At 61.6% G+C, this 21,058-nt stretch carries 19 protein-coding genes and 2 pseudogenes; 12 read left to right on the plus strand and 9 right to left on the minus strand.

Going from position 1 to position 21,058, the window contains the following annotated elements; genetic code table 11:
* Positions 1-720: 720 nt before the first annotated feature.
* The gene (locus tag DYST_RS00005; RefSeq protein ID WP_239949057.1) at positions 721-951 is read right to left on the minus strand and encodes a hypothetical protein; all 231 of its coding nucleotides are present in this window, start codon (positions 949-951) and stop codon (positions 721-723) included.
* 111 nt (positions 952-1,062) lie between these two features.
* A complete protein-coding gene (locus DYST_RS00010; protein WP_239949059.1) occupies positions 1,063-1,476 on the minus strand; it encodes a hypothetical protein in 414 nt (137 codons plus the stop codon).
* Between the two features lie 1,470 nt (positions 1,477-2,946).
* Here DYST_RS00010 and DYST_RS00015 point away from each other — a divergent pair.
* From DYST_RS00015 to gyrA, 11 genes and pseudogenes are all read left to right on the plus strand, one after another.
* Positions 2,947-3,651 (plus strand): annotated as a pseudogene (locus DYST_RS00015) (translation initiation factor IF-2); the annotation flags it as partial.
* A gap of 132 nt (positions 3,652-3,783) precedes the next feature.
* Positions 3,784-4,173 carry a 30S ribosome-binding factor RbfA gene (rbfA, locus tag DYST_RS00020; protein ID WP_102304158.1) on the plus strand — a complete coding sequence of 130 codons (390 nt, stop codon included), beginning with the start codon at positions 3,784-3,786 and terminating at the stop codon, positions 4,171-4,173.
* Positions 4,174-4,189: 16 nt separating this feature from the next.
* On the plus strand, positions 4,190-5,122 hold the full coding sequence (gene truB / locus DYST_RS00025; RefSeq protein WP_239949061.1) for a tRNA pseudouridine(55) synthase TruB: 933 nt from the start codon (positions 4,190-4,192) through the stop codon (positions 5,120-5,122).
* A gap of 144 nt (positions 5,123-5,266) precedes the next feature.
* A complete protein-coding gene (gene rpsO / locus DYST_RS00030; protein ID WP_102304155.1) occupies positions 5,267-5,536 on the plus strand; it encodes a 30S ribosomal protein S15 in 270 nt (89 codons plus the stop codon).
* An 83-nt stretch (positions 5,537-5,619) separates the two neighbouring features.
* Positions 5,620-7,725 carry a polyribonucleotide nucleotidyltransferase gene (gene pnp / locus DYST_RS00035; RefSeq protein WP_102304154.1) on the plus strand — a complete coding sequence of 702 codons (2,106 nt, stop codon included), beginning with the start codon at positions 5,620-5,622 and terminating at the stop codon, positions 7,723-7,725.
* Between the two features lie 184 nt (positions 7,726-7,909).
* The gene (locus DYST_RS00040) at positions 7,910-8,974 is read left to right on the plus strand and encodes a poly(R)-hydroxyalkanoic acid synthase subunit PhaE (RefSeq protein ID WP_239949063.1); all 1,065 of its coding nucleotides are present in this window, start codon (positions 7,910-7,912) and stop codon (positions 8,972-8,974) included.
* Between the two features lie 9 nt (positions 8,975-8,983).
* Positions 8,984-10,052, plus strand: a pseudogene (phaC, locus tag DYST_RS00045) (class III poly(R)-hydroxyalkanoic acid synthase subunit PhaC).
* Between the two features lie 29 nt (positions 10,053-10,081).
* Positions 10,082-10,267 (plus strand): PspC domain-containing protein, encoded by a 186-nt coding sequence (locus DYST_RS00050; protein WP_102304149.1) that lies wholly within the window; start codon positions 10,082-10,084, stop codon positions 10,265-10,267.
* A gap of 46 nt (positions 10,268-10,313) precedes the next feature.
* On the plus strand, positions 10,314-11,345 hold the full coding sequence (gene mtnA / locus DYST_RS00055; RefSeq protein WP_239952194.1) for an S-methyl-5-thioribose-1-phosphate isomerase: 1,032 nt from the start codon (positions 10,314-10,316) through the stop codon (positions 11,343-11,345).
* Positions 11,342-11,752, plus strand: a complete 411-nt coding sequence (locus tag DYST_RS00060; protein ID WP_239949065.1) for a GtrA family protein — start codon at positions 11,342-11,344, stop codon at positions 11,750-11,752. The genes mtnA and DYST_RS00060 overlap by 4 nt, the downstream gene beginning before the upstream one ends.
* A 139-nt stretch (positions 11,753-11,891) precedes the next feature.
* Entirely contained in the window at positions 11,892-14,486 is a 2,595-nt protein-coding gene (gene gyrA / locus DYST_RS00065) for a DNA gyrase subunit A (protein ID WP_239949067.1), read from the plus strand.
* A gap of 59 nt (positions 14,487-14,545) precedes the next feature.
* On the opposite strand, the gene DYST_RS00070 is transcribed toward gyrA, so the two are convergent.
* The 4 genes from DYST_RS00070 to DYST_RS00085 all read right to left on the minus strand — a co-directional run bounded on the left by DYST_RS00070 (position 14,546) and on the right by DYST_RS00085 (position 17,630).
* Positions 14,546-14,926 carry a DUF427 domain-containing protein gene (locus DYST_RS00070; RefSeq protein WP_239949069.1) on the minus strand — a complete coding sequence of 127 codons (381 nt, stop codon included), beginning with the start codon at positions 14,924-14,926 and terminating at the stop codon, positions 14,546-14,548.
* 80 nt (positions 14,927-15,006) lie between these two features.
* Positions 15,007-15,342 carry an amidohydrolase family protein gene (locus tag DYST_RS00075; RefSeq protein ID WP_239949071.1) on the minus strand — a complete coding sequence of 112 codons (336 nt, stop codon included), beginning with the start codon at positions 15,340-15,342 and terminating at the stop codon, positions 15,007-15,009.
* Positions 15,332-17,023 (minus strand): amidohydrolase family protein, encoded by a 1,692-nt coding sequence (locus DYST_RS00080; RefSeq protein ID WP_239949079.1) that lies wholly within the window; start codon positions 17,021-17,023, stop codon positions 15,332-15,334. Before DYST_RS00080 ends, DYST_RS00075 begins: the two co-directional genes overlap by 11 nt.
* A gap of 124 nt (positions 17,024-17,147) precedes the next feature.
* Positions 17,148-17,630: a peroxiredoxin gene (locus tag DYST_RS00085; RefSeq protein WP_102304142.1), complete on the minus strand. Its 483-nt coding sequence runs from the start codon at positions 17,628-17,630 to the stop codon at positions 17,148-17,150.
* 224 nt (positions 17,631-17,854) lie between these two features.
* On the opposite strand from DYST_RS00085, the gene DYST_RS00090 reads away from it, so the two are divergent.
* Positions 17,855-18,757, plus strand: a complete 903-nt coding sequence (locus DYST_RS00090) for a DnaJ C-terminal domain-containing protein (protein WP_102304141.1) — start codon at positions 17,855-17,857, stop codon at positions 18,755-18,757.
* 64 nt (positions 18,758-18,821) lie between these two features.
* On the opposite strand, the gene pilH is transcribed toward DYST_RS00090, so the two are convergent.
* The 3 genes from pilH to DYST_RS00105 all read right to left on the minus strand — a co-directional run bounded on the left by pilH (position 18,822) and on the right by DYST_RS00105 (position 20,901).
* Positions 18,822-19,187 (minus strand): twitching motility response regulator PilH, encoded by a 366-nt coding sequence (gene pilH / locus DYST_RS00095; protein WP_102304140.1) that lies wholly within the window; start codon positions 19,185-19,187, stop codon positions 18,822-18,824.
* Positions 19,188-19,259: 72 nt separating this feature from the next.
* Positions 19,260-20,267: an oxidoreductase gene (locus DYST_RS00100; RefSeq protein ID WP_102304139.1), complete on the minus strand. Its 1,008-nt coding sequence runs from the start codon at positions 20,265-20,267 to the stop codon at positions 19,260-19,262.
* Between the two features lie 37 nt (positions 20,268-20,304).
* On the minus strand, positions 20,305-20,901 hold the full coding sequence (locus DYST_RS00105; protein ID WP_102304138.1) for a TIGR00730 family Rossman fold protein: 597 nt from the start codon (positions 20,899-20,901) through the stop codon (positions 20,305-20,307).
* Between the last annotated feature and the right edge of the window lie 157 nt (positions 20,902-21,058).

Below are 21,058 nucleotides of genomic sequence, written 5' to 3' on the forward strand. Positions count from 1 at the left end.
CAGTATCGATTCCATTGTTGACCATCATGCGTTCATGATTGCGATGCGTTGCCGTCGTCACGCTGCCACTTCAGATTGCCAGGCGACTATGCGACATCGCGTCAGGTGGCGAGGTGCGCAGCATCATCAGATACACGTACCATGACGCTGCACGACGCATGGCGGTTGTCGCGACGCATGAGGGTCAGCAGCACCGCGCGTCGCGCCACAGAGCCAGTTCGTCCACCGATCAACGCTGAGCCTTCGGTTGCGCGCGACCCGGTTGAACCACCCATCCGTTAGTCGCATGGCGGCGCCACCGCCACGAGGCAACCAAACGATGAATAATCCGACATCGACGTATAACTCGCTGACCACGACGGCCAGAGCCGCTGGAAGTTGCCTCGCGTCACGCTGATGTCTGTCAACCAGCTGACCATTTGCTGCATCGCTACCGATCGTCAATGTCGTTGATGGCCATGATAGGTATCATCGCGTAACACCAGCACGTGAGCTGAAGCATTGGGTGCTATGTTGTGGTAAGCCATGCGGCGTTGACCTTCACGTTACCGTGGTCAGCATGCCGTCAGACGATCCACCATGCAGAGCTGTCGCAGAGTAGCGAACGTATCGCTCAGCGATAATCGCGACACGCGATGCAGCGCTGCCAGCCATGGACGATAAAAACCGTCTTCGCCGGTCAGCGTTGAGTGATGCGCCAGCGCTTTGCATGTCACCTGTTCATTCGAGCACCTTGATGCGACTTCCTTCGTTGCGTGCTGCGGAGATGCGATCAGTCAGGCCCGTCGGTACGACCAGCCATCGTCGGTACCATGACGTTGCCAGGCGATGACGCGGCATGTTGATGACGGTGTCGTCTTCTTCGGGGATCGATGAGAGTTGACCGCCAGGCCACCGCCATCGCGGCGGTGATTTCGGCTGAGCACGCACACCACCGTCAGTACGCTTCATGATCTTCTTCGGTGACGCCGCCAAGCCAGGACGGCCATGCCAATCCACGATCGGCCCACACGTTTACGCCGAACGTGTTCACCACACCTGGTGACTTCATGCCGGCATCCATCATGGCGCGATGGATGCACATAGATCGATCGCCACGTACCAGATACCTTTGATGTCGACTACCGACATTTGCCAAGCCGACGGCTCGCCACGAGACGGTGGAGGTACCAGCATCCGCGCATTGACGATCGCCATCGCGGCGCCGTGCGAGGCGCAACACGACGTGGTTGCCAGATTGCCGTCGTGTACTGCGGGCATCAGCTTGCTGATATCAGCGTTCATTGGCTTCGACATTGGTGCCGCCAGCGCGTTGTAGTGACGGCATGGAGTGACCACGGTACCGAACATACCATCAGCGATCGTTGATGGCCATGCCATGATGCATGGTGTGAGTGCCTGCGATGGACGAAGCGTTGCGGAGCTGGCTTCCAGCATTGAGTGTGCGGCGTCAGTTGAAGCCAGGTTATCCAGCATGCTCGCGTTGGCGCTGATGAAGGAGAGCGGCGATTGGCGATACCGAGCAGCGGTGGATGAGCACACTGGCATGCGCTGACTTTTGGTTCAGCAGCGTGTGACGATGCACTTCGGCTCCAGTCCCGGAGAGGATGGTAGTGGCCAGCCACATGATTGTTGCGTTGCCTTCAGGCTGAGCTACCGATGACTGATCGACGAGATGTCCTGCGCGGTAGTTGCCACCAGCACGACGTGCTCATCACGCGGCATGAGTGCATTCCGTTGACCAGGACGACTGGTTAGTCCTGAGCACGTGATACCGTTGGTTACATGAGCAAAATATCAACCTTAAGCGAGATGGTTGCAGGGCCTGGCAACAGTCAGTCAGCGCTGTCATACCATGCGCCCGTGCGCTGCGGTGCTGGTGAGTGGTCGATGCGATGCACATACGGCACCTCCTTTGAGTGATCGGTTGTGCTGAAGCCACGTGTCTTCCTGAGACGTCAGACGATTGACGTCGCCAAGTCGATACATAAAGTACCATGCAGATAATATCGTCACCACCAGACCGCATGACGTTCAATGGAATGCCTGATGCCAGATCGTCCGACTTTACGTGAGTAGCCTTCCAGCCCGGCCGAGACGCACCATACCTGTTGATGGACGTCCATGCAGCGTCAGGCCAGCTCATCGTCTGTCACGCCAGCACGGAGTTGAGAGAACGTCATTATCGTCCAGTTATGATACAGGTTGACGATGATCGTGTCGCAAAGCGTCATCCATGATGCCGAAGATAAACGTTCCATGCAAACGACCATGCGTCAGAGAATATCTCTCCAGCGATCGTCTTCCAGATCAGCCTGTACTGATAGTCCATCAGCCAGACCAGCCTAGCACATGCGTTGAGAGTAGTGGCAGTGGCGAGTGTCCGTCATCATCGTCCAAATCAGCCAGTCCAGTACCACGACCGCTGCTTACCAGATGAGGCTGACTCAGTTCAGTGTCGCGTGTCGATCGGTATCAAGTCTGCATCGATGGATGAGCAGAGCGTCAGGTGTACCGGTCCGAGAGCATTCATTATACCGTCCATGATGAAGGCAGGCCAGCGCGCGCGACCACTGATCAGTTCACGGCCAGTTGGTGCGCGTGCTGGCGTATAACGCGACAAACATCCTGTCGGTACATAGCAGGCGTCGAGCGAGCGGCATGCATATTCATCGCCCGCTGATTAACGATGCCATCCGCCGTTAGCGATGCGAGAGCAGAGTTCACGCATGTCACTGTGCAGCGACCTTAGTCCGCCTGCAAGACCACGGTCGTCGTAGCGATCGCGTTCGACCAGCCAGCTCGCGCATGCGACTGCCGTTGCCAGCCGGCAGCTGGCGATCACGTCATAACGATCGGTAATGAGATCATGCGCGCCGACGATCGTGAGCTGATCACCAGCGCCTTGGAGGTGGGCGAGCCGCTGCGTCGGACTCGGCGACCGCCGAGCGCCAGCTCAAGCGCCGCGAGACGCGCATGGTCAGCAAGGCCAACCGCCTTGAGGACATCATGGCCCAGATGGCCCAGGGCGCCGAGCAGCAGACGCTCAACATCCTGGTCAAGGCCGACGTGCAGGGTTCGGTGCAGGCGCTACGCGAGTCGCTCAGTCAGATCGGCAACGAGAACGTGAAGGTCAACGTGATCGCGGCCGGCGTCGGCGGCATCACCGAGTCCGACGCCACACTCGCCGCCGCCTCCAAGGCGCTGGTGATCGGCTTCAACGTCCGCGCCGATGCGTCGGCGCGCAAGGTGATCGATACCTCGGGCCTCGATGTCCGTTACTTCTCGATCATCTATGACGTGATCGACCAGGTGAAGCAGGCCGCTTCGGGTCTGCTGGGCAAGGAAATTCGCGAAGAGATCATCGGCATCGCGCAGGTGCGTGAAGTGTTCCGCAGCTCCAAGTTCGGCGCGGTGGCCGGTTGTATGGTCATCGAAGGCACGGTCAAGCGCAGCAAGCCGATCCGCGTGCTTCGTGACAACACCGTGGTCTTCCAGGGCGAACTGGAGTCGCTGCGCCGCTTCAAGGAACTAGTCGACGAAGTGCGCAACGGCATGGAATGCGGTATCGCCGTGAAGCAGTACAACGACGTCAAGGCCGGTGACCAGATCGAATGCTTCGAGCGTATCGAGGTGGCCCGCACGCTGTAATGGTGGATGGCCCGGGATCGGGCCGTCGCCTCCAGCGGTGGTTTTATCGGCGGGCGATGTGGATATCCACATCGCTCGCTTCGTTTTTCGGGACTTGCCATGCCGGTGTGTCCCCGTTGAAAGGAGTGCGTTATGCCTTCTCGCGATTTCAAGCGTACCGACCGTGTCGGCGCCGAGCTGCGCCGTGAACTGAGTCAGCTGGTCCACGCCGCCGTGCGCGATCACGGCCTGCCTTCAGTCAGCGTATCGGACGTGGAAGTCACTCGTGATCTGGACTGGGCCACGGTGTGGGTTACAGCTCTGCAGCCGGAGCGTTCCGTCGAAGCCATGAAGGCGCTCAAGGAGCTGGCGGTTGAATTCCGTCGTGAGCTTTCGCGCTCTATGCGTCTGCGTCGAGTGCCGGAACTTCGTTTCAAGTACGACGACTCGGTCGACAAGGGCGAGCGTATCGAAAGCCTGCTGCGGCAAGAGGCTGCGCGCACGCCAGCGTCGGACGAGGAAGGCGAAAGCTCGAAGGACTAAGGATCAGCACGTCCCCATGAAGCGTCGTATCCGTTTTCGCGACCTGCACGGCATCGTGTTGCTGGACAAGCCGTTGGGGCTGAGCTCCAACGAGGCCTTGCAGGTGGTTCGCAAAGGTATTTTCCGGGCGGAGAAGGGCGGCCACACGGGCGCACTCGATCCGCTGGCCACCGGCCTGTTGCCACTGTGCTTCGGCGAGGCCACCAAGCTTGCCGGCATGCTGCTGGGCTCGCGCAAGGCTTATCTGGCTGAGTGCAAGCTGGGTGCTACCACCAGTACGGCTGATCTCGAGGGCGAGATCGTGCTGGAACGACCAGTGCCCATGCTCTCGGACGCGGCTATTGAGGCCGCGCTGGTCAATTTGCGTGGACGCATCACCCAGGTGCCGCCGGCTTATTCGGCCATCAAGCGGGATGGTGAGCGGCTTTACGTCAAGGCGCGACGTGGCGAGGCGGTCGAGGTGCCCGCACGCGAAGTGGATGTGTATCGGCTGGATATGCTCTCCCGCTCGGACGATAGCCTGACCCTCTATGTCGAATGCGGTTCCGGCACCTACGTGCGTAGCTTGGCCGTGGACCTGGGCGAAAACCTGGGTTGCGGAGCTCACCTGACGGCCCTGCGCCGCCTGTGGGTGGAGCCGTTCAGGGAGTCGGCCATGGTGACGGTTGAGCAGCTTCAGGCGGCAGCAGAGCGGGGTGACGATGCCCTGCTGGCGTTGTTGTTGCCGGTGTCGGCCGGGCTGGAGGGCTTGCCAGCGTTGAGGTTGGATGCGGAACAGACCCTGGCCGTCTCACAGGGTCAGCAGATTCCGCTTGATCCTTCGATGAGCGGGCAGGTTGCAGTGTTCGCCGAGGACGGTCGCCTGCTGGTTCTGGGCGAGGCGGGGGGCGGAAAGCTGCACATCGTGCGGGGTTTCAATCTACCCTCGACCGTCCAGCTTCGCAGTTGACCATGACGGTCTTGTTGTCATAGGGCTCCGGTCGCTACAATACGGAGCTTGTTCCAAACTTTTCATTCATCTCAGGCGAAGCTTGCGCAACGTCATCGCGTGACGTTGCGCAAGCTTCGCACCCGTTTTTTTAGGAAGAATCACATGTCCCTTACCGCAGAACAGACCGGCAAGATCATCGCTGACTTCGGCCGCGTGCCGAACGATACGGGTTCGCCGGAAGTGCAGGTCGCCCTGCTGTCGGCTCGCATCGACCACCTCACCGGCCACTTCAAAGAGCACAAGCAGGATCACCATTCCCGCCGTGGTCTGCTGAAGCTGGTCAACCAGCGCAAGCGTCTGCTGGCGTACCTGAAGGATCGTGACCTGGCTCGTTACCAGGGCCTCATCGAGCGCCTCGGCCTCCGTCGCTAAGGTTGATGTTTTGCGTTCATCCGTGAGCGCAAAAGTCAAAAAGCGGTCATTCATGGCCGCACTTCCCAATTCAGGAAAAGACAGTGGCGAAAGTAACCAAGTCATTCCAGTTCGGTAATCACGAAGTCACACTGGAGACGGGCGAAATCGCCCGCCAGGCTTCCGGTGCCGTCATGGTCAGCATGGGCGGCACCGTCGTGCTGGTCACCGTGGTGGCCAATGCCAAGGCGAAGGAAGGTCAGGACTTCTTCCCGCTCACGGTCGATTACGTCGAGAAGTTCTACTCCGCGGGTCGTATCCCGGGTGGCTTCTTCAAGCGTGAAGGCCGTCCGACCGAGAAGGAGACGCTCACCTCGCGTCTGATCGACCGTCCGGTGCGTCCGCTCTTCCCGGAAGAGTTCAAGAACGAAGTGCAGGTCATCGCGCAGGTCGTCTCGCTGAACCCGGAAGTCGACGGTGACATCCCGGCTATGCTGGGTGCCTCCGCTGCATTGAGCCTCGCCGGTATCCCGTTCAAGGGCCCGATCGGCGCTGCCCGCGTCGGTTACGCCAACGGCAAGTACCTGCTGAACCCGACTGCCACCGAGCTAAAGACCTCCGAGCTCGATCTGGTCGTCGCCGGCACGTCGAATGCCGTGCTGATGGTGGAATCCGAAGCCAAGCTGCTGTCCGAGGAAGTGATGCTCGGCGCCGTGGTGTTCGGTCACCAGCAGCTGCAGGTGGCCGTCCGCGCCATCGCCGAGCTGGCCACCGAGGCGGCCCGTCCGTCCATGGCATGGTCCGCTCCGGCCCGCAACGAGTCGCTGATCGCCGCTCTCACCGGTGCCGTCGGCAACCAGTTGGAAACCGCCTTCCAGGTGCGTGACAAGCTGCAGCGCCGCGACGCCATCGCCGCCATCAAGAGCGACGTGCTCGCTTCTCTGGCCGCCGATGTCGAAGCCAAGGGCTGGGACAAGGCCGAGTTGTCGAAGGAATTCGCCGAGCTCGAGTACCGCACCATGCGCGACGGCGTCCTCAAGACGAAGATCCGCATCGACGGTCGCAACCTGGACGACGTTCGCCCGATCACCATCCGCGTCGGCGTGCTGCCGCGCACTCATGGTTCGGCACTGTTCACCCGCGGCGAAACCCAGGCGCTGGTCGTGACCACGCTCGGCACCACCCGCGATGCGCAGATCATCGATGCGCCGGAAGGCGAGTCGAAGGATCCGTTCCTGTTCCATTACAACTTCCCGCCGTTCTCGGTGGGCGAGGCCGGTCGCTTTGGCGCGCCGAAGCGTCGCGAAATCGGCCACGGCCGTCTCGCCAAGCGCGGCGTGCAGGCCGTCAAGCCGAGCATCGAAGAATTCCCGTACGTGGTGCGCGTGGTCTCGGAAATCACCGAGTCCAACGGTTCCTCGTCGATGGCTTCGGTGTGCGGTTCGTCGCTGGCCATGATGGATGCGGGCGTTCCGCTGAAGTCGCCGGTTGCCGGTATCGCCATGGGCCTGGTCAAGGAAGGTGGCGACTTCGTCGTGCTGTCGGACATCCTGGGTGACGAAGATCACCTCGGCGACATGGACTTCAAGGTGGCCGGTAGTGCCGATGGCATTTCTGCGCTGCAGATGGACATCAAGATCGACGGCATCACCGAAGAGATCATGAAGGTGGCGCTGGAACAGGCCAAGCGTGGTCGTCTGCACATCCTCGGCGAAATGGCCAAGGTGATCAGCACCGCCCGCACCGAGATGAGCGAGTTCGCCCCGCGCCTGCTCACCATCAAGATCCATCCGGACAAGATCCGCGAAGTGATCGGCAAGGGTGGCGCAACCATCCGTTCGATCACCGAAGAGACCGGTACCACCATCGACATCAGCGATGACGGCACCGTCATCATCGCCTCGGTCAACCGCGAAGCGGCCAACGCTGCCAAGGCGCGTATCGAGCAGATCGTCTCCGACGTCGAGCCGGGTCGCATCTACGAAGGCAAGGTTGCCAAGCTGATGGACTTCGGCGCGTTCGTGACCATCATGCCGGGCAAGGATGGCTTGGTGCACGTCTCGCAGATCTCCAGCGAGCGCGTGGAGAAGGTCTCCGACAAGCTGAAGGAAGGCGATATCGTCAAGGTCAAGGTGCTCGAAGTGGACAAGCAGGGCCGTATCCGCCTGTCCATGAAGGCCGTGACCGAGGACGAGGGCGCTGGCGCCTAAGTCGTCGCTTCAACGCTTTGACAAAGGCCCGGCGAAAGCCGGGCTTTTGTTTTTGAGGCCCGCATAACTGGCAGCTGATGCTGCGTCGCAATATCGCCGATTATTCGCTGAGGACTAATACGCTTTTTGCGTCTCCTGCAACAGGCTTTTGCTAGGATGGCTGGAGCATCATGAGGAAGCGGGCATGGCTGAGCAGGCGAATGATTTTCTGAAGGATTACCAGACGATGGCGCAGCAATCGTGGGATGCCTGGACTCGTTACCTGCAGCAACATAGCGCCCCATCAAATCCCTTCGGGGGTGGCGCGTCTCCCTTCGGTTCCTCTGGTGCTGGCGACGACTTCATGGCGCGTAGCATGGCCGCCCTCAAGGGTTACGGCGATTGGCTCCAGGGCGCAGCGAGCAGCGGCTTGGGGCAAGGTCCGGCGGCCGATTGGCAGCAATCGCTGCAGAATCTGTTTTCCAACTTGGGCGGGCAACCGTTCGCGAACGCTTTCGCTAACATCGATAGCGAGGCCGCAAAAAGTTTCGGGCAGCTGTGGCAGTCGTGGTTCCAGGCCAATCCTTCGGGCGTGCCCGGCATGAAGTTCGATGTCGAACACTTCGCTGCGTTCGGTTACACGCGTGAACGCCAGCGCCTGCAGCAGGCACTGACGACCGCCATGCAGAACTACACGGAATGGGCTGGCAAGTACCAGACCCTCATCCAGCGCGCCAATACCGAAGGCTTCGAGCGGCTGCAGGGCAAGCTCGCCGATTTGACCGATTCGTCCAAACAGATCGAATCACTCAAGGCGCTTTACGATCTGTGGGTGGACGCGGCGGAAGAGGCTTACGGGCAAATTGCCTTGTCCGAAGAATTCCGCCATGCCTATGGCGAAATGGTGAACGCACAGGGCCGCGTGCGTCAGTTGCAGCAGTCGCAGCTTGATGCGTTGTGTCGTGATCTAGGGTTGCCTACGCGCAGCGAGGTCACCGCCCTGGGCAAGCGCGTGCACGAACTGCGTCGCGAGGTGCGCGAGCAGCGTGGCACGCAGGGCAACGAAGAAATCGCCATTCTTCGTGCCGAAGTGGCGGCGCTGAAGCGGCAGCTCGCTGACAAACAGCAGCCGGCGAAGCCAGTCGAGAAGAAGATACCGTCGCGTAGCGGCAAGCGCGCAACGGATGAAGTAGTCGCCGTGCGCCGCCCCAAGGCAGCCCCGGCCGTCGCCGCCCGCAAATCCGTCGCTCGCGGCGTCAAGCGCAAGTAAGGAGTTCTCATGTATCCACCGCTTCGCCTCGACCCGGCTGCGTTGATGGGCGAGATTTCCGCTTTCCAGCGCAAGCTGACGGCGGGCATGGACAACCTCAAGCATCAGCGCGAGCCCGAGTATGCGAATACGCCGCGCGAGCTGGTGTATCGCGAGGACAAGCTGTCAGTCTGGCGCATGAAGGGGCAGGGCAGGCCGACGGCGAAAACGCCGACGCTGATCGTCTACGCGCTGGTCAATACAGTGTGGATGACGGATCTGCAGGAGGACCGCTCCATGGTCCGCAACCTGCTCGAACAGGGCGAAGACATCTACCTGCTCGACTGGGGCTATCCCGACGCAGTCGATCGCTGGCTGACCCTGGACGATTACATCAACGGTTATCTCGACCGTTGCGTGGATGCGGTGCGCAAAGCTGCGGGCGTTGACGCGATCAATCTGCTTGGCATCTGCCAAGGCGGCACGTTCTCGCTCTGCTATACCGCGACGCATGGCGAGAAGGTCAGAAACCTTATCACCATGGTGACACCGGTGGATTTCCAGACGCCGGACAACATGCTCTCGAGCTGGTCGCGGCAAATGAACGTCGACCTGTTCGTCGACACCATGGGCAATATCCCTGCCGAATTGCTCAATTGGGTTTATCTCACCTTGAAGCCGGTTCGTTTGAACCAGCAGAAATACGTGGGCCTGGTCGACATCCTCGACAATCCGAAGGAGCTGCAGAACTTCCTGCGCATGGAGCGCTGGATCTTCGATTCGCCGGATCAGGCGGGCGAAGCTTTCCGCGAGTTCATCAAGGAGTTCTACCAGCAGAACAAGCTGATCAAGGGCGAGTTGATCATCGGCGGTAAGCCGGTGGATCTCAGGCATGATCACGCAGCCCGTCCTGAATATCTTCGCCGAGCAGGATCACTTGGTTCCGCCCGATGCCTCGCGCGCGCTGGGTCGTCATGTCGGCACCACCGACTACACGCAGCTGGCCTTCAAGGGCGGGCACATCGGCATCTACGTATCGAGCCGCGCCCAGCGCGAGGTGCCGCCGGCTATCCACCAATGGCTTAGTACGCGAAACTGAGCCCTCTACGCGACCATCAGGGCAGGGGCATGGAAAAACGTCTGCATCGATCGCTCACGGACAGGAAGATCGCCGGTGTCTGCGGCGGTGTCGCCGAGTACCTTGGCTGGGATTCGACGTTGGTCCGGCTGTTGTGGGTCGTCCTTACCCTGCTGGGTGGTTCTGGCGTGCTGATCTACATCGTGTTGTGGATCGTGATGCCCGAAGGCGCCTGATCATACGGCTGGCGCATTGCTGCGCCGCCGCCTTTTCTTTCATCGCATCAACCAAAGTTGTTCTATGGACTACGACCGTTACGACCGCATCCGTGCCGTGCAATGGCAGGGTGATCATCTCCGCTTGCTAGATCAGCGCCTGCTCCCGCAGGAGGAACGCTGGATCGACTGCACCAATGCTGCCCAGGTCACGCAGGCCATCAAGGATCTCGCCGTGCGCGGCGCGCCGGCCATCGGCATTGCCGCTGCCTGGGGCGTGGCATTGGCTGCAAAGCAGGGTGAGGCGCTGGAATCGGCGCTCGCCATGCTTCGGGCAGCGCGCCCCACCGCGGTCAACCTGATGTGGGCGTTGGATCGCATGAAGGCGCGCATCGCCGCAGGCGCCGATGCCGTCGCGCTAGAGCGCGAAGCTCAGGCGATCCAGGACGAAGACCTTGCCGCTAACCGCCACATGGGTGAGCTCGGCGCGGGACTTATCGCTCCACAATCGGGCGTGCTGACCCACTGCAACACGGGCTCGCTCGCCACCGCTGGTTTTGGCACGGCGCTTGGCGTGATCCGCGCAGGCGTGGCCAGCGGCCGCATCGAGCAGGTGTATGCCGGTGAGACGCGTCCTTGGCAGCAGGGTGCACGCCTCACCATGTGGGAGCTGGTGCGCGATGGCATTCCTGTCAAGCTCATCGCCGACTCCGCAGCCTCGCACCTGATGCGTTCCGGCGAGGTGCAATGGGTGATCGTGGGGGCGGATCGCATTGCCGCGAACGGTGACACCGCCAACAAGATTGGCACCTACCAGCTCGCCATCGCGGCACGCCACCACGGCGTGAAGTTTATGGTCGTAGCGCCATCGTCCACAGTCGATATGGCAACGGCGTCGGGGGCAGACATCGAGATTGAGCTGCGTGACCCGGCGGAACTGCTGGCGGTGGCGGGTCGCCGAGTCGTGGTGGAGGGCGCAGAAGCCTGGAATCCTGTGTTTGATGTGACGCCTGCTGAGCTGATCGATGCGATCGTCACCGAGCGCGGCGTCATCGAGCGCCCGACCGCACAGGCCATGCAAGCCCTGTTTGGTTCATGAAGCTCTCGCGACAGTTCTTTCTCTTCATGATCGGCGGCGTGATCGGCTTCGTGGTCGACGCTGGCATCGCGCAGGCATTGGTCACGTGGGGCGACTGGAGTGCGTACTACTCGCGTCTGGTCTCCATTCCGTTGGCTGCCACGGTCACGTGGTGGTGGAACCGCCGGCAGACGTTTGCCAGCCATGAAAGCGGGCGGGGACTGTTCTCCGAGTGGCTGCACTGGATGGCGCTGATGGGCGTGGGAGCGGTGGTGAATTACGGCACCTACGTCGTTCTGTTGATCGTGTTTCCGACGCTTCACCGGTGGCCCGCCATCGCCACGGCCGGGGGCTCTGTCGTCGCCGCAGTGTTCAATTTTTCGACAGCCCGCCTGATGCTTTTCAAGGACGCCAAAACGTCCGCGTAAACCATTGATTGATATGGTGAAAATTCTGTGAATCCCACGCCAGACGTGGTACACTTCACAGGTTGTTTCCAGGCTGCCCGCGCCTACGCTTCAGGGGAGCGCGCAGGGGCCGTTTTTCTTAGATCAGGGAAGCCGATTGATGGCAGAACTCGCCAAAGAAGTCATTCGCGTCAACATCGAAGACGAGATGCGTCAGAGCTACCTCGATTACGCCATGAGCGTGATCGTGGGACGCGCCCTTCCAGATGTTCGCGATGGCTTGAAGCCAGTGCATCGCCGCGTTCTGTTCGCCATGAACGAACTCGGCAATGCATGGAACAAGCCCTATAAGAAATCTGCCCGCGTGGTCGGTGACGTCATCGGTAAATACCACCCGCACGGCGATTCGTCCGTTTACGACGCCATCGTGCGCATGGCGCAGCCGTTCTCGCTGCGCTACATGCTGGTCGATGGTCAGGGTAACTTCGGTTCGGTTGACGGCGATAACGCCGCCGCCATGCGATACACCGAAGTGCGCATGTCGCGCCTCACGCAGGAACTGCTCGCCGACATCGACAAAGACACCGTCGACTTCGGCCCCAACTACGACGAAAGCGAACACGAACCGCTGGTGCTGCCCACCCGCGTGCCGAACCTGTTGATCAACGGTTCGGCAGGTATTGCGGTGGGCATGGCCACCAACGTGCCGCCGCACAACCTCACTGAAGTTGTGTCAGCCGTCATTGCCCTGATCGACGAACCGTCGCTGTCGATCGAAGACTTGATGCACTACATCCCTGGTCCGGATTTCCCGACCGCGGGCATCATCAACGGCTCGTCGGGCATCATCGAGGCGTATCGCACCGGTCGCGGTCGCATCTTGGTGCGTGCGCGCACCGAGATCGAAACTGAGTCGAACGGGCGCGAGACGATCCTCGTCCACGAGCTGCCATATCAGGTGAACAAGGCTCGCCTGATCGAAAAGATCGCCGAGCTGGTCAAGGAAAAGAAGCTCGAAGGCATCAGCGAACTGCGCGATGAGTCCGACAAGGACGGCATGCGCGTGGTCATCGAAATCCGTCGCGACTCGATGGCCGATGTGGTGTTGAACAACCTGTTCCAGCAGACGCAGTTGCAGGTGACGTTCGGCATCAACATGGTCGCCCTGTTGGACGGCCAGCCGCGTCTGTTGAACCTCAAGGACATCCTCGAGGCATTCATCCGTCATCGCCGCGAAGTGGTGACGCGCCGTACCATCTTCGATCTGCGCAAGGCTCGTGCTCGCGCGCACATCCTAGAGGGCCTTACGGTCGCGCTCGCCAACATCGACGAGATGATCGAGCTGATCCGCACTTCGCCGTCGCCGCAGGAAGCACGTGAGCGCATGCTCGCCCGCAAGTGGGCACCGGGCATGGTGTCCGCGCTGCTCGCTGCGTCCGGTGCCGAAGCGTCGCGTCCGGAAGACATGGATCCGCGTGATGGCCTGAAGGCCGACGGTTACCAGCTGTCCGAAGTGCAGGCTCAGGAAATCCTGCAGATGCGCCTGCATCGCCTTACTGGCCTGGAGCAGGACAAGCTGTCGGACGAATATCGCCAGGTGCTCGAGACCATTCGTGGCCTCATCGAGATTCTGGAAGATCCAGCACGTCTGCTCTCTGTGATCCGCGATGAGTTGATTGCAGTGAAGGACGAGTTTGGCGATGAGCGTCGCACCGAGATCCAGCACTCGCAGGAAGATCTCAACGTTCTCGACTTGATCGCACCGGAAGACGTTGTGGTCACGCTGTCGCACACCGGTTACGTGAAGCGCCAGCCGGCCAGCACGTATCGTGCGCAGCGTCGTGGCGGCAAGGGCCGTTCGGCCTCCGCGCTGAAGGACGAGGATTTCGTCGAACAGCTGTGGGTGGTCAACACCCATGACACGCTGCTCACTTTCACCAGCACCGGTCGTGTCTACTGGCTCAACGTGTACCAGATGCCGGAATCGGGCCCCAACGCACGTGGCAAGCCGATGGTGAACCTGCTGCCGCTGGGCCAGGGCGAGAAGGTGCAGGCTGTGCTGCCGGTGCGCGAATACACCGAAGACCAGTTTGTGTTTTTCGCCACCAAGCAGGGCACGGTGAAGAAGACGCCGCTGACCGAATTCGCCTTCCAGTTGCAGAAGGGCAAGATCGCCATCAACCTCGACGAGGGCGATGCGCTGGTCAACGTCGCGCTAACCGACGGCAACAGTGATGTGCTGTTGTTCGCATCGAATGGCAAGACGGTGCGCTTCGATGAGTCGGAAGTGCGTTCGATGGGCCGTACGGCCACCGGCGTGCGTGGCATGAAGCTGGCTGAAGGAGCCGAAGTGGTTTCGCTGATCGTGGCGGCCGAGGGCGACATCCTCACCGCGACTCAGCGTGGCTACGGCAAGCGCACCATGCTCGACGAGTTCCCGAAGAAGGGGCGTGGCACGCAAGGCGTCATCGGCATCCAGTGCTCTGAGCGCAATGGCACGCTGGTCGCTGCGATTCAAGCCAACGAAGCCCACGAGCTGATGCTGATCTCCGACCAGGGCACGCTGGTACGTACCCGCGTGGCCGAAGTCTCGCAGCTCAGCCGCAACACGCAGGGCGTGACGCTGATTCGCCTGCCGTCTGACGAGAAGCTAGTGAGCGTGGTCCGTCTCGATGCGGAGGTGGAGAACGGTGAAGGCGAGGGCGAAGAGGGCCCGGTCGACACTGCTCCGGACACGCCCGCCAACGGCGATTGATCGCCCGTCATCGGTACTGAAAGAAACCCGGCACAGGCCGGGTTTCTTTTTGCCCCAAGTCAGCCGGGCGTGACCTCGACGGCGTCGACGCGAGAGCTGTAGAACGCCAGATGGTCCTTGATGGCAACAACCGCATCGTAGGGATGTTCATACGTCCATACGGCATTTGTGCCGCGCTCGCCGGCCGACGGAATGCTGTAGTACGAGCAATCGCCCTTGTAGGGGCAGTAGGTGTGGTGGTCCGTACGTTCCAGCAGGGCCATGTCCACATCCTTGCGCGGTATGTAGTGCACCACGGGATAGGACGCTTCCTTCAGGCTCAGCGAGGCGCGGGTGTCGGCCACCACGCTCCCGGCGACACGCACAACGATGTGGTCGGTACTCGGCGTTACTGTGATCGGATGGTCGGGTCCAGGAATACGCTGCTCTTTTGTACTCATGTCGATGACTCCCGTTGCCGTATGTCCGGAGCGCGGACGCTACGCTATGCCGTGGCAAGGAACGGTGGAGAGGGACTCTTTCATGGTGTGAAGCCAACGGTTTGCCATAGCGGTGCGGGCTCGTACACGGCGCCGCCGGCGATGGTCTTGTCCACCTTGCGGGTGTTGTGGATGTCAGCGAGCGGATCGCCGTCGAGCAACACCATGTCGGCGCGCTTGCCGACGGTGATCGTGCCAAGCTCTTTGTCCAGCCCCATGAAGCGTGCGGGCACACTCGTCGCAGCCTGTAGTGCCTCCATCGGAGTGAAGCCCGCCTGCACATAGATCTCCAGCTCTCGGTGGAGCGAGTACCCGGGAATGGCCTGGTCCGTGCCTGCCACGATTTGCAGGCCCTGCCGATGCAGTTCACGCAGCACGGTGAACATGTCCTTGTAATACTCGCTTGCCCGGGCCGCGCGCTCTGGGGGGAACCCCGGGGGCGTCTAGCGCCGTCGCAAGCGACGGCGGCAAATGCGTCACGCCGGGCTCAAGGCTGGACAACGGCGTGGTGCCGGGGTGCATCCAGATTTCGTACAGCGCGATCGTGTCGTCGAACACGGTGTGGTGCTGCTTATAGAGGGCCAACTCATCGGTTACCTTGGCGTTGCTCAGATCCAGTGGCGGCAGCGGTTTGTCTGGTGCCACGTCGATGAAGCCACGCGTGACGAAATCGATGTGATTGATGCTGTCGTAGCCCGCCTTGACCACTTCCGGCGCGGTCATGCCGAAGGGCACATGGCCGGTGACCGTCATGCCGAGTCGATGCGTTTCTGCCGCAATGACTGGCACCAGTTCGGGCTTCATGCTGCTGTAGATCTTGATCTGGCGGGCGCCCACCTGTTTGTAGCGCTGCACAACGGCGATAGCCTCGGCGGGCGTATCTGCCGTGACGGCACCCAGCGTCTTGGGGCCCGTGCTGTCCACCAGGCCGGCGATGAGAATCCGCGGGCCGATGCCGTGCCCCAGGTCCAGTGCGTCACGCACGGACGTGATGAAGTCGAACTCGTTGCCGCAGTCGCGCACCGTGGTGACGCCTGATGCGAGATATACCGGACCCCATTCCACCTGCTCGTAGTGAGCATGCATGTCCCACAGGCCGGGGATGAGGAATTTGCCCGACCCGTCGAGCACGCTGTACCCCGTGAGGGACGCGGGTGTCTGCTTCTGGTCAGGCAAGATGCGTGCGATGACGCCATCATCCACGAGCACCGTGGCATCTCGGCGTGGCGGGGCGCCCGTGCCGTCGATCAAGGTGACATGGGTAATCGCCAATCGTTTTGCCGGAGGTCTGCGCGCGTTGGCGCCCAAGCGCGCGAGCGATGCGAGACTGTCGTTGGCGGCGCGCTGGATGAAGGCGCCGAGGGCGGGCTCATACGATTGGCGCACGGCCTCGAAGTGGTCTTCTTCCGCGTCGCGGGTGACCAGCGCGATGAGCTTGCCGTCGTCGTCCATCCACAGCGTTTCCGAGCCCCATGCCAGGCCAGTCACTTCATAGCCGTGCAAGGTCGTGGAACGCCCCGCCACGTTGACTTGCAGGTCCGTCGTGGGCGTCACATGGATGGGCTCGCCGGGCGGTGCGTCGATGCGTGCTGGCTTGCCCTTGGCCAGCCAGAACCGCATCAGCATCTGCTGCATGGCCACTGGCGAATAGCCGTCCATCAGAAAGGTGTGCTCGTTCGCGGCGAACGTCTTGTGTTCATCGCCGCGTTTAAGCCCGATCTGTTGCTGCGTGGAGTTGAGCGTGAACTCGTCGTGCAATTCCGAGAAGCGCGAGGATTTTCCATCGGTCTTCAGCGACAGAGGATGGGCATCGTCCTTCGCCTGATAGACGGTCTTCAGCGGCACGGCGGTGCCACGATCGGTGAACTTGAAATCGGAAGTGAGTGTTAGTTGTCCGGCGTCGCGATGGATCGCGTAGCGCTCCTCGCCAATGGCTCGGGCGAACTTGTGCAGGACGAAAGTACCCTGTTCATCGGGTACCGCAACTTGTGCGTGGGAGGCCTGCACAAGAAACAGTGGGGCGAGAAGACCAAGGGAGCGGAGGGACGCTTGCTGCATAGGAACTCCACGGCATGAAAGGCGGTTGGAGCACGACAACGTGAAGCGAACGAACGGTGACTGGCAGGAAAGGCGGTGCGTGACGTCGGATGATGCGCGGTGGCGCATCATCCCGTCAGGCCCATTAGTTGGGGATCTGTTCCAGCATGGCTTCAGCCATCGAGACGCGGAACTCGCCCGGTGCTTCGACCTGCAATTGCTTCACTACGCCGTTCTCGGCGTACAGCGCAAAGCGCCTGGCGCGTAGGCCCATGCCGTAGTTGCTGCCATCCAGGTCCAGTCCCAAGGCCTTGGTGAAGTTGCCGTTGCCGTCCGCGAGCATCAGCAGTTCCGGCGGAACGTTCTGGGAAGCCGCCCAAGCCTGCATGACGTAGGCATCGTTCACTGCCAGGCACATCACGTCGACGCCGCGCTCCTTGAACTGGACAAACTGCTGCACGTAGCCCGGCAGGTGTCGGTTGGAGCAGGTGGGGGTGAAGGCACCAGGCACCGCGAACAGCACCACCTTCCGGTTTGCGAAAAGGGCGCCGGTCTGGGCCTGCTCGATGCCGTTGCCAACGACGCGGATTTCGACGTCGGGCAGGGTGTCGCCGACCTGGATGCTCATGGAAGTCGTGCCTGTGAGGTAGGAGAGCAGCGATCCTAGCGCCAGTGGTGGTCATTGTCGCCTTGAATCACGCGGTTTTCGCACCCATTTGGCTGACCATAGAGAGGGTGGCAACGCGTTGCCACGCATCACCGATACAAGTCGGGCGACCTTAACGACAGGCAGGTGGGGCACCATGATTCCCGCCTCGCCAGTACGGGCGGGGAGATTGCCGGGGAGTGGCTGTGGAATTCAAAGACTATTACGACATTCTTGGCGTCAAGCCGGAGGCCAGCGAGACCGAAATTAAGTCCGCTTACCGCAAGCTAGCCAAGAAATACCATCCTGACCGCAACAAAGAGGCGGGTGCGGAGGAGAAATTCAAGGCAATCAACGAAGCCAACGAAGTGCTTCGCGATACCGAAAAGCGCCGCTCGTACGATGAACTACGCGCCGGCGGTTACCGCGGCGGCGAACAGTTCCGGCCACCGCCGGGCTGGGGACAGGGTCACGGTCACGATTTCGGCGGCGATGGCGGCGGCGACTTCAGCGATTTCTTCGAGAGCCTGTTTGGGCGTGGCGCGGCCCCCGGTCATCGTGGGCCGCCGCGTGCGCGCCGTGGCGGCGACGTGCACGCACACGTACAGATCGACCTGCAGACGGCTTTCGATGGTGGTAAGACCCGCCTGGCTCTGCAGGACGGCAGCGGCGGCGAGCGCGTGCTGGAGGTAAAGATTCCGGCCGGCATCCAGCCGGGCCAGGTCATCCGCCTGGCAGGGCAGGGCCATAGCGGCTCAGGCGGTGCGCCCAACGGCGATCTACTGCTGGAAGTGGGCATCCGTGACGATGCGCGTTTCCGCCTGGACGGTCGCAACGTGTTGCACGTGCTGCCCATCGCGCCGTGGGAAGCCGCTCTGGGCGCGACGCTGCCAGTGCCGACGCTTGCTGGCGCGGTGGATCTGCGCATTCCGGCGGGCTCGCAATCGGGCCGCAAGCTTCGCCTGAAGGGGCGCGGGCTGCCGGGGGCGCATCCGGGTGATCAGCTGGTAGAGCTGTCCATCCGTGCACCACTGGCAGATACCGATGGCCAGAAGAAAGCCTACGAGGCCCTGCGCGAGCAGTTCGGCGACTACGATCCTCGCCGCTGAGCGAACGCATGCAACGAAAAACGGCGCCAAACGGCGCCGTTTTTCGTTGCAATGAAACTGCGCCTCAAACGGGCAGCAATTCCTTCAGTGTGGTGACCAGCTCATCTTCCCGGATCGGCTTGGTGACGTAGGCCTTCGCGCCCTGGCGCAGGCCCCACACCTTGTCGGTTTCCTGGTCTTTCGTTGTCACCAGCACGACCGGAATGTGCTGCGTGTCCGGGTCTTTGCTGATGGTGCGGGTCGCCTGGAAACCGTTGAGGTTCGGCATAACCACGTCCATCAGGATCAGGTCGGGGCGTTCGCGCCTCGCCGCTTCGACACCGGCAGCGCCATCCTCGGCGGTCAGCGCTTCATGCCCGAGCTTTTCGACGATGCGCTTGATGCCCAACAGCTGAGACGGCGAATCGTCGACGATCAGGATGCGTGCCATAAGGTGGAGTTCCCCTTGTTGTTTCGTTGGATTCTATGACGTGGCCGCGATGCTTCCAAGTTGAGCGAACGCTCAGCTTGCGCCACCTATACGTACCACGGTACGACCAAACGATTCACCGGCCAACATGCGCGAAAACACGTCAGGCAATTGCTCCATGGTGACTTCGCGGGTGGCGATGCGCTCAAGATGTTGCGGCTTCCAGTCCCCGGAGAGGCGCTCCCACACCCGGTCGCGGATGTCGCGGGCGGTGCCTGAGGACGCGATGCCGAGCAGGCTGGCGCCACGGATGATGAAAGGCATGACCGTGGTTTCCAGGCCGATGCCACCTGCATTGCCGCAGATAGCGACATTGCCGTAGGGCGCAACGAGTGGCAGCAGCCCGGCCAGCATGGCGCCGCCAACGTTATCCAGCGCACCGCCAAAGCGCGCTGAATCCATCGGTTTGCCGCTGAAGGAGAGCTGGTGGCGGTCGATGCATTCGGCCGCGCCCAGGTCGCGCAGGAAGTCGAAGTGCGAGGCCTTGCCGCTGATGGCGTGCACGGCATAGCCGGCGCGCGTGAAGATGTCGATAGCCAGCATGCCCACGCCGCCGGTAGCGCCCGTCACCGCAATGGGGCCATGGGCAGGCGTTTGACGATTGTCTTCCATGCGCAGCAGTGCGAGCGCGGCCGTAAAGCCGGCCGTACCGATGACCATGCCGTCGCGCAGGCTCAACCCCTTGGGCAGGCGGATGGTCCAGGCCGAGGGCAGTCGTACGTACTCGCCGTAGCCGCCGTCGCGCGTTTCGGACAAGCCGCTGCCTGTGCACAGCACGGCATCACCTTCCTTGTAGGCCGGATCGGTGGAGGCCACGACAGTGCCAGCGACGTCGATGCCGCCGTTGAGCGGGTACTGGCGGAGGATCTTGCCTTTACCGGTTCCGGCGAGCGCGTCTTTGTAGTTAACGGAGGAATAGGCGACCTGGACCAGTACTTCGCCGGGGCTCAGTGCGTCCGCGTCGATAGTTTCCAGCGCGCCGCGATAGCCGGCGTCGTCGTTATGGATGCGGAAAGCGCGAAAGGCGCTCGGTGTACTCATGGCCAATCTCTTTATCGTTGCGCGTGAAACCGACGGATCAGGCTTCGACGCTGCTGCGGTCGATCCATTTGGGCATGTAGGAGCCTTGGTAGTGCTCCATCCAGTCGAACAGCTGCTGCATGTCCTGACCAAACCATACACTCTCGCGTTGCTCAGGGCGCACGAAACGTTCCGCCACCATGTGATCCATCATGGCGCTCAACTGCGCGTAGTAGCCGCGCACGTCCAGGAAGGCGCAGGGGTAGCGGTGCAACCCGAGTTGCGCCCAGGTAAGCATCTCGAACATCTCGTCCATGGTGCCAAAGCCGCCGGGGAGGGCGACGAAAGCATCTGACAATTCGAACATGCGGGTCTTGCGCTGGTGCATGGTTTCCACGACTACCAGCTCGGTCAGGCCGGCGTGTGCCACTTCCAGGTCCACTAGCTGACGCGGGATCACGCCGATCACCTTGCCGCCGCCAGCAACAACCGCATCGGCCACCGTACCCATCAGGCCGACCTTGCCGCCGCCATAGACCAGGGCGATGCCGCGCCGCGCCATTTCGGCGCCAAAGGCACGCGCCTGCTCGACGTATTCGGGATGGCCGCCGCTGCTGGAGCCGCAATAGACGCAAAGGGAAGTGGGTTGGGGCATGGGACCGACTTGAGCAGGAAGAAAATGTTCGCCATCCCGGTTTTGGCTGGACAACGTCCAGTTGGGTGACGTGATAGGGGATGCCGAAAAACGAACGGCCCGCTCATGTTGCCACGAGCGGGCCGGGGATTCCGTGTCGCCGACCATGCAAGGTCGG

The organism is Dyella terrae, assembly GCF_022394535.1.
In the GTDB taxonomy this organism is placed as follows: domain Bacteria; phylum Pseudomonadota; class Gammaproteobacteria; order Xanthomonadales; family Rhodanobacteraceae; genus Dyella.

Excerpts from the sequence above, each read along its gene's own strand:
- pilH (WP_102304140.1), bottom strand. The coding sequence starts at position 19,187 with ATGGCACGCATCCTGATCGTCGACGATTCGCCGTCTCAGCTGTTGGGC.
- DYST_RS00070 (WP_239949069.1), bottom strand. The coding sequence starts at position 14,926 with ATGAGTACAAAAGAGCAGCGTATTCCTGGACCCGACCATCCGATCACA.
- truB (WP_239949061.1), top strand. The coding sequence starts at position 4,190 with ATGAAGCGTCGTATCCGTTTTCGCGACCTGCACGGCATCGTGTTGCTG.
- gyrA (WP_239949067.1), top strand. The coding sequence starts at position 11,892 with ATGGCAGAACTCGCCAAAGAAGTCATTCGCGTCAACATCGAAGACGAG.
- DYST_RS00085 (WP_102304142.1), bottom strand. The coding sequence starts at position 17,630 with ATGAGCATCCAGGTCGGCGACACCCTGCCCGACGTCGAAATCCGCGTC.
- DYST_RS00050 (WP_102304149.1), top strand. The coding sequence starts at position 10,082 with ATGGAAAAACGTCTGCATCGATCGCTCACGGACAGGAAGATCGCCGGT.
- rpsO (WP_102304155.1), top strand. The coding sequence starts at position 5,267 with ATGTCCCTTACCGCAGAACAGACCGGCAAGATCATCGCTGACTTCGGC.
- DYST_RS00060 (WP_239949065.1), top strand. The coding sequence starts at position 11,342 with ATGAAGCTCTCGCGACAGTTCTTTCTCTTCATGATCGGCGGCGTGATC.
- DYST_RS00040 (WP_239949063.1), top strand. The coding sequence starts at position 7,910 with ATGGCTGAGCAGGCGAATGATTTTCTGAAGGATTACCAGACGATGGCG.
- DYST_RS00005 (WP_239949057.1), bottom strand. The coding sequence starts at position 951 with ATGAAGCGTACTGACGGTGGTGTGCGTGCTCAGCCGAAATCACCGCCG.
- DYST_RS00105 (WP_102304138.1), bottom strand. The coding sequence starts at position 20,901 with ATGCCCCAACCCACTTCCCTTTGCGTCTATTGCGGCTCCAGCAGCGGC.
- DYST_RS00080 (WP_239949079.1), bottom strand. The coding sequence starts at position 17,023 with ATGCAGCAAGCGTCCCTCCGCTCCCTTGGTCTTCTCGCCCCACTGTTT.
- rbfA (WP_102304158.1), top strand. The coding sequence starts at position 3,784 with ATGCCTTCTCGCGATTTCAAGCGTACCGACCGTGTCGGCGCCGAGCTG.
- DYST_RS00100 (WP_102304139.1), bottom strand. The coding sequence starts at position 20,267 with ATGAGTACACCGAGCGCCTTTCGCGCTTTCCGCATCCATAACGACGAC.
- DYST_RS00010 (WP_239949059.1), bottom strand. The coding sequence starts at position 1,476 with ATGCTGGATAACCTGGCTTCAACTGACGCCGCACACTCAATGCTGGAA.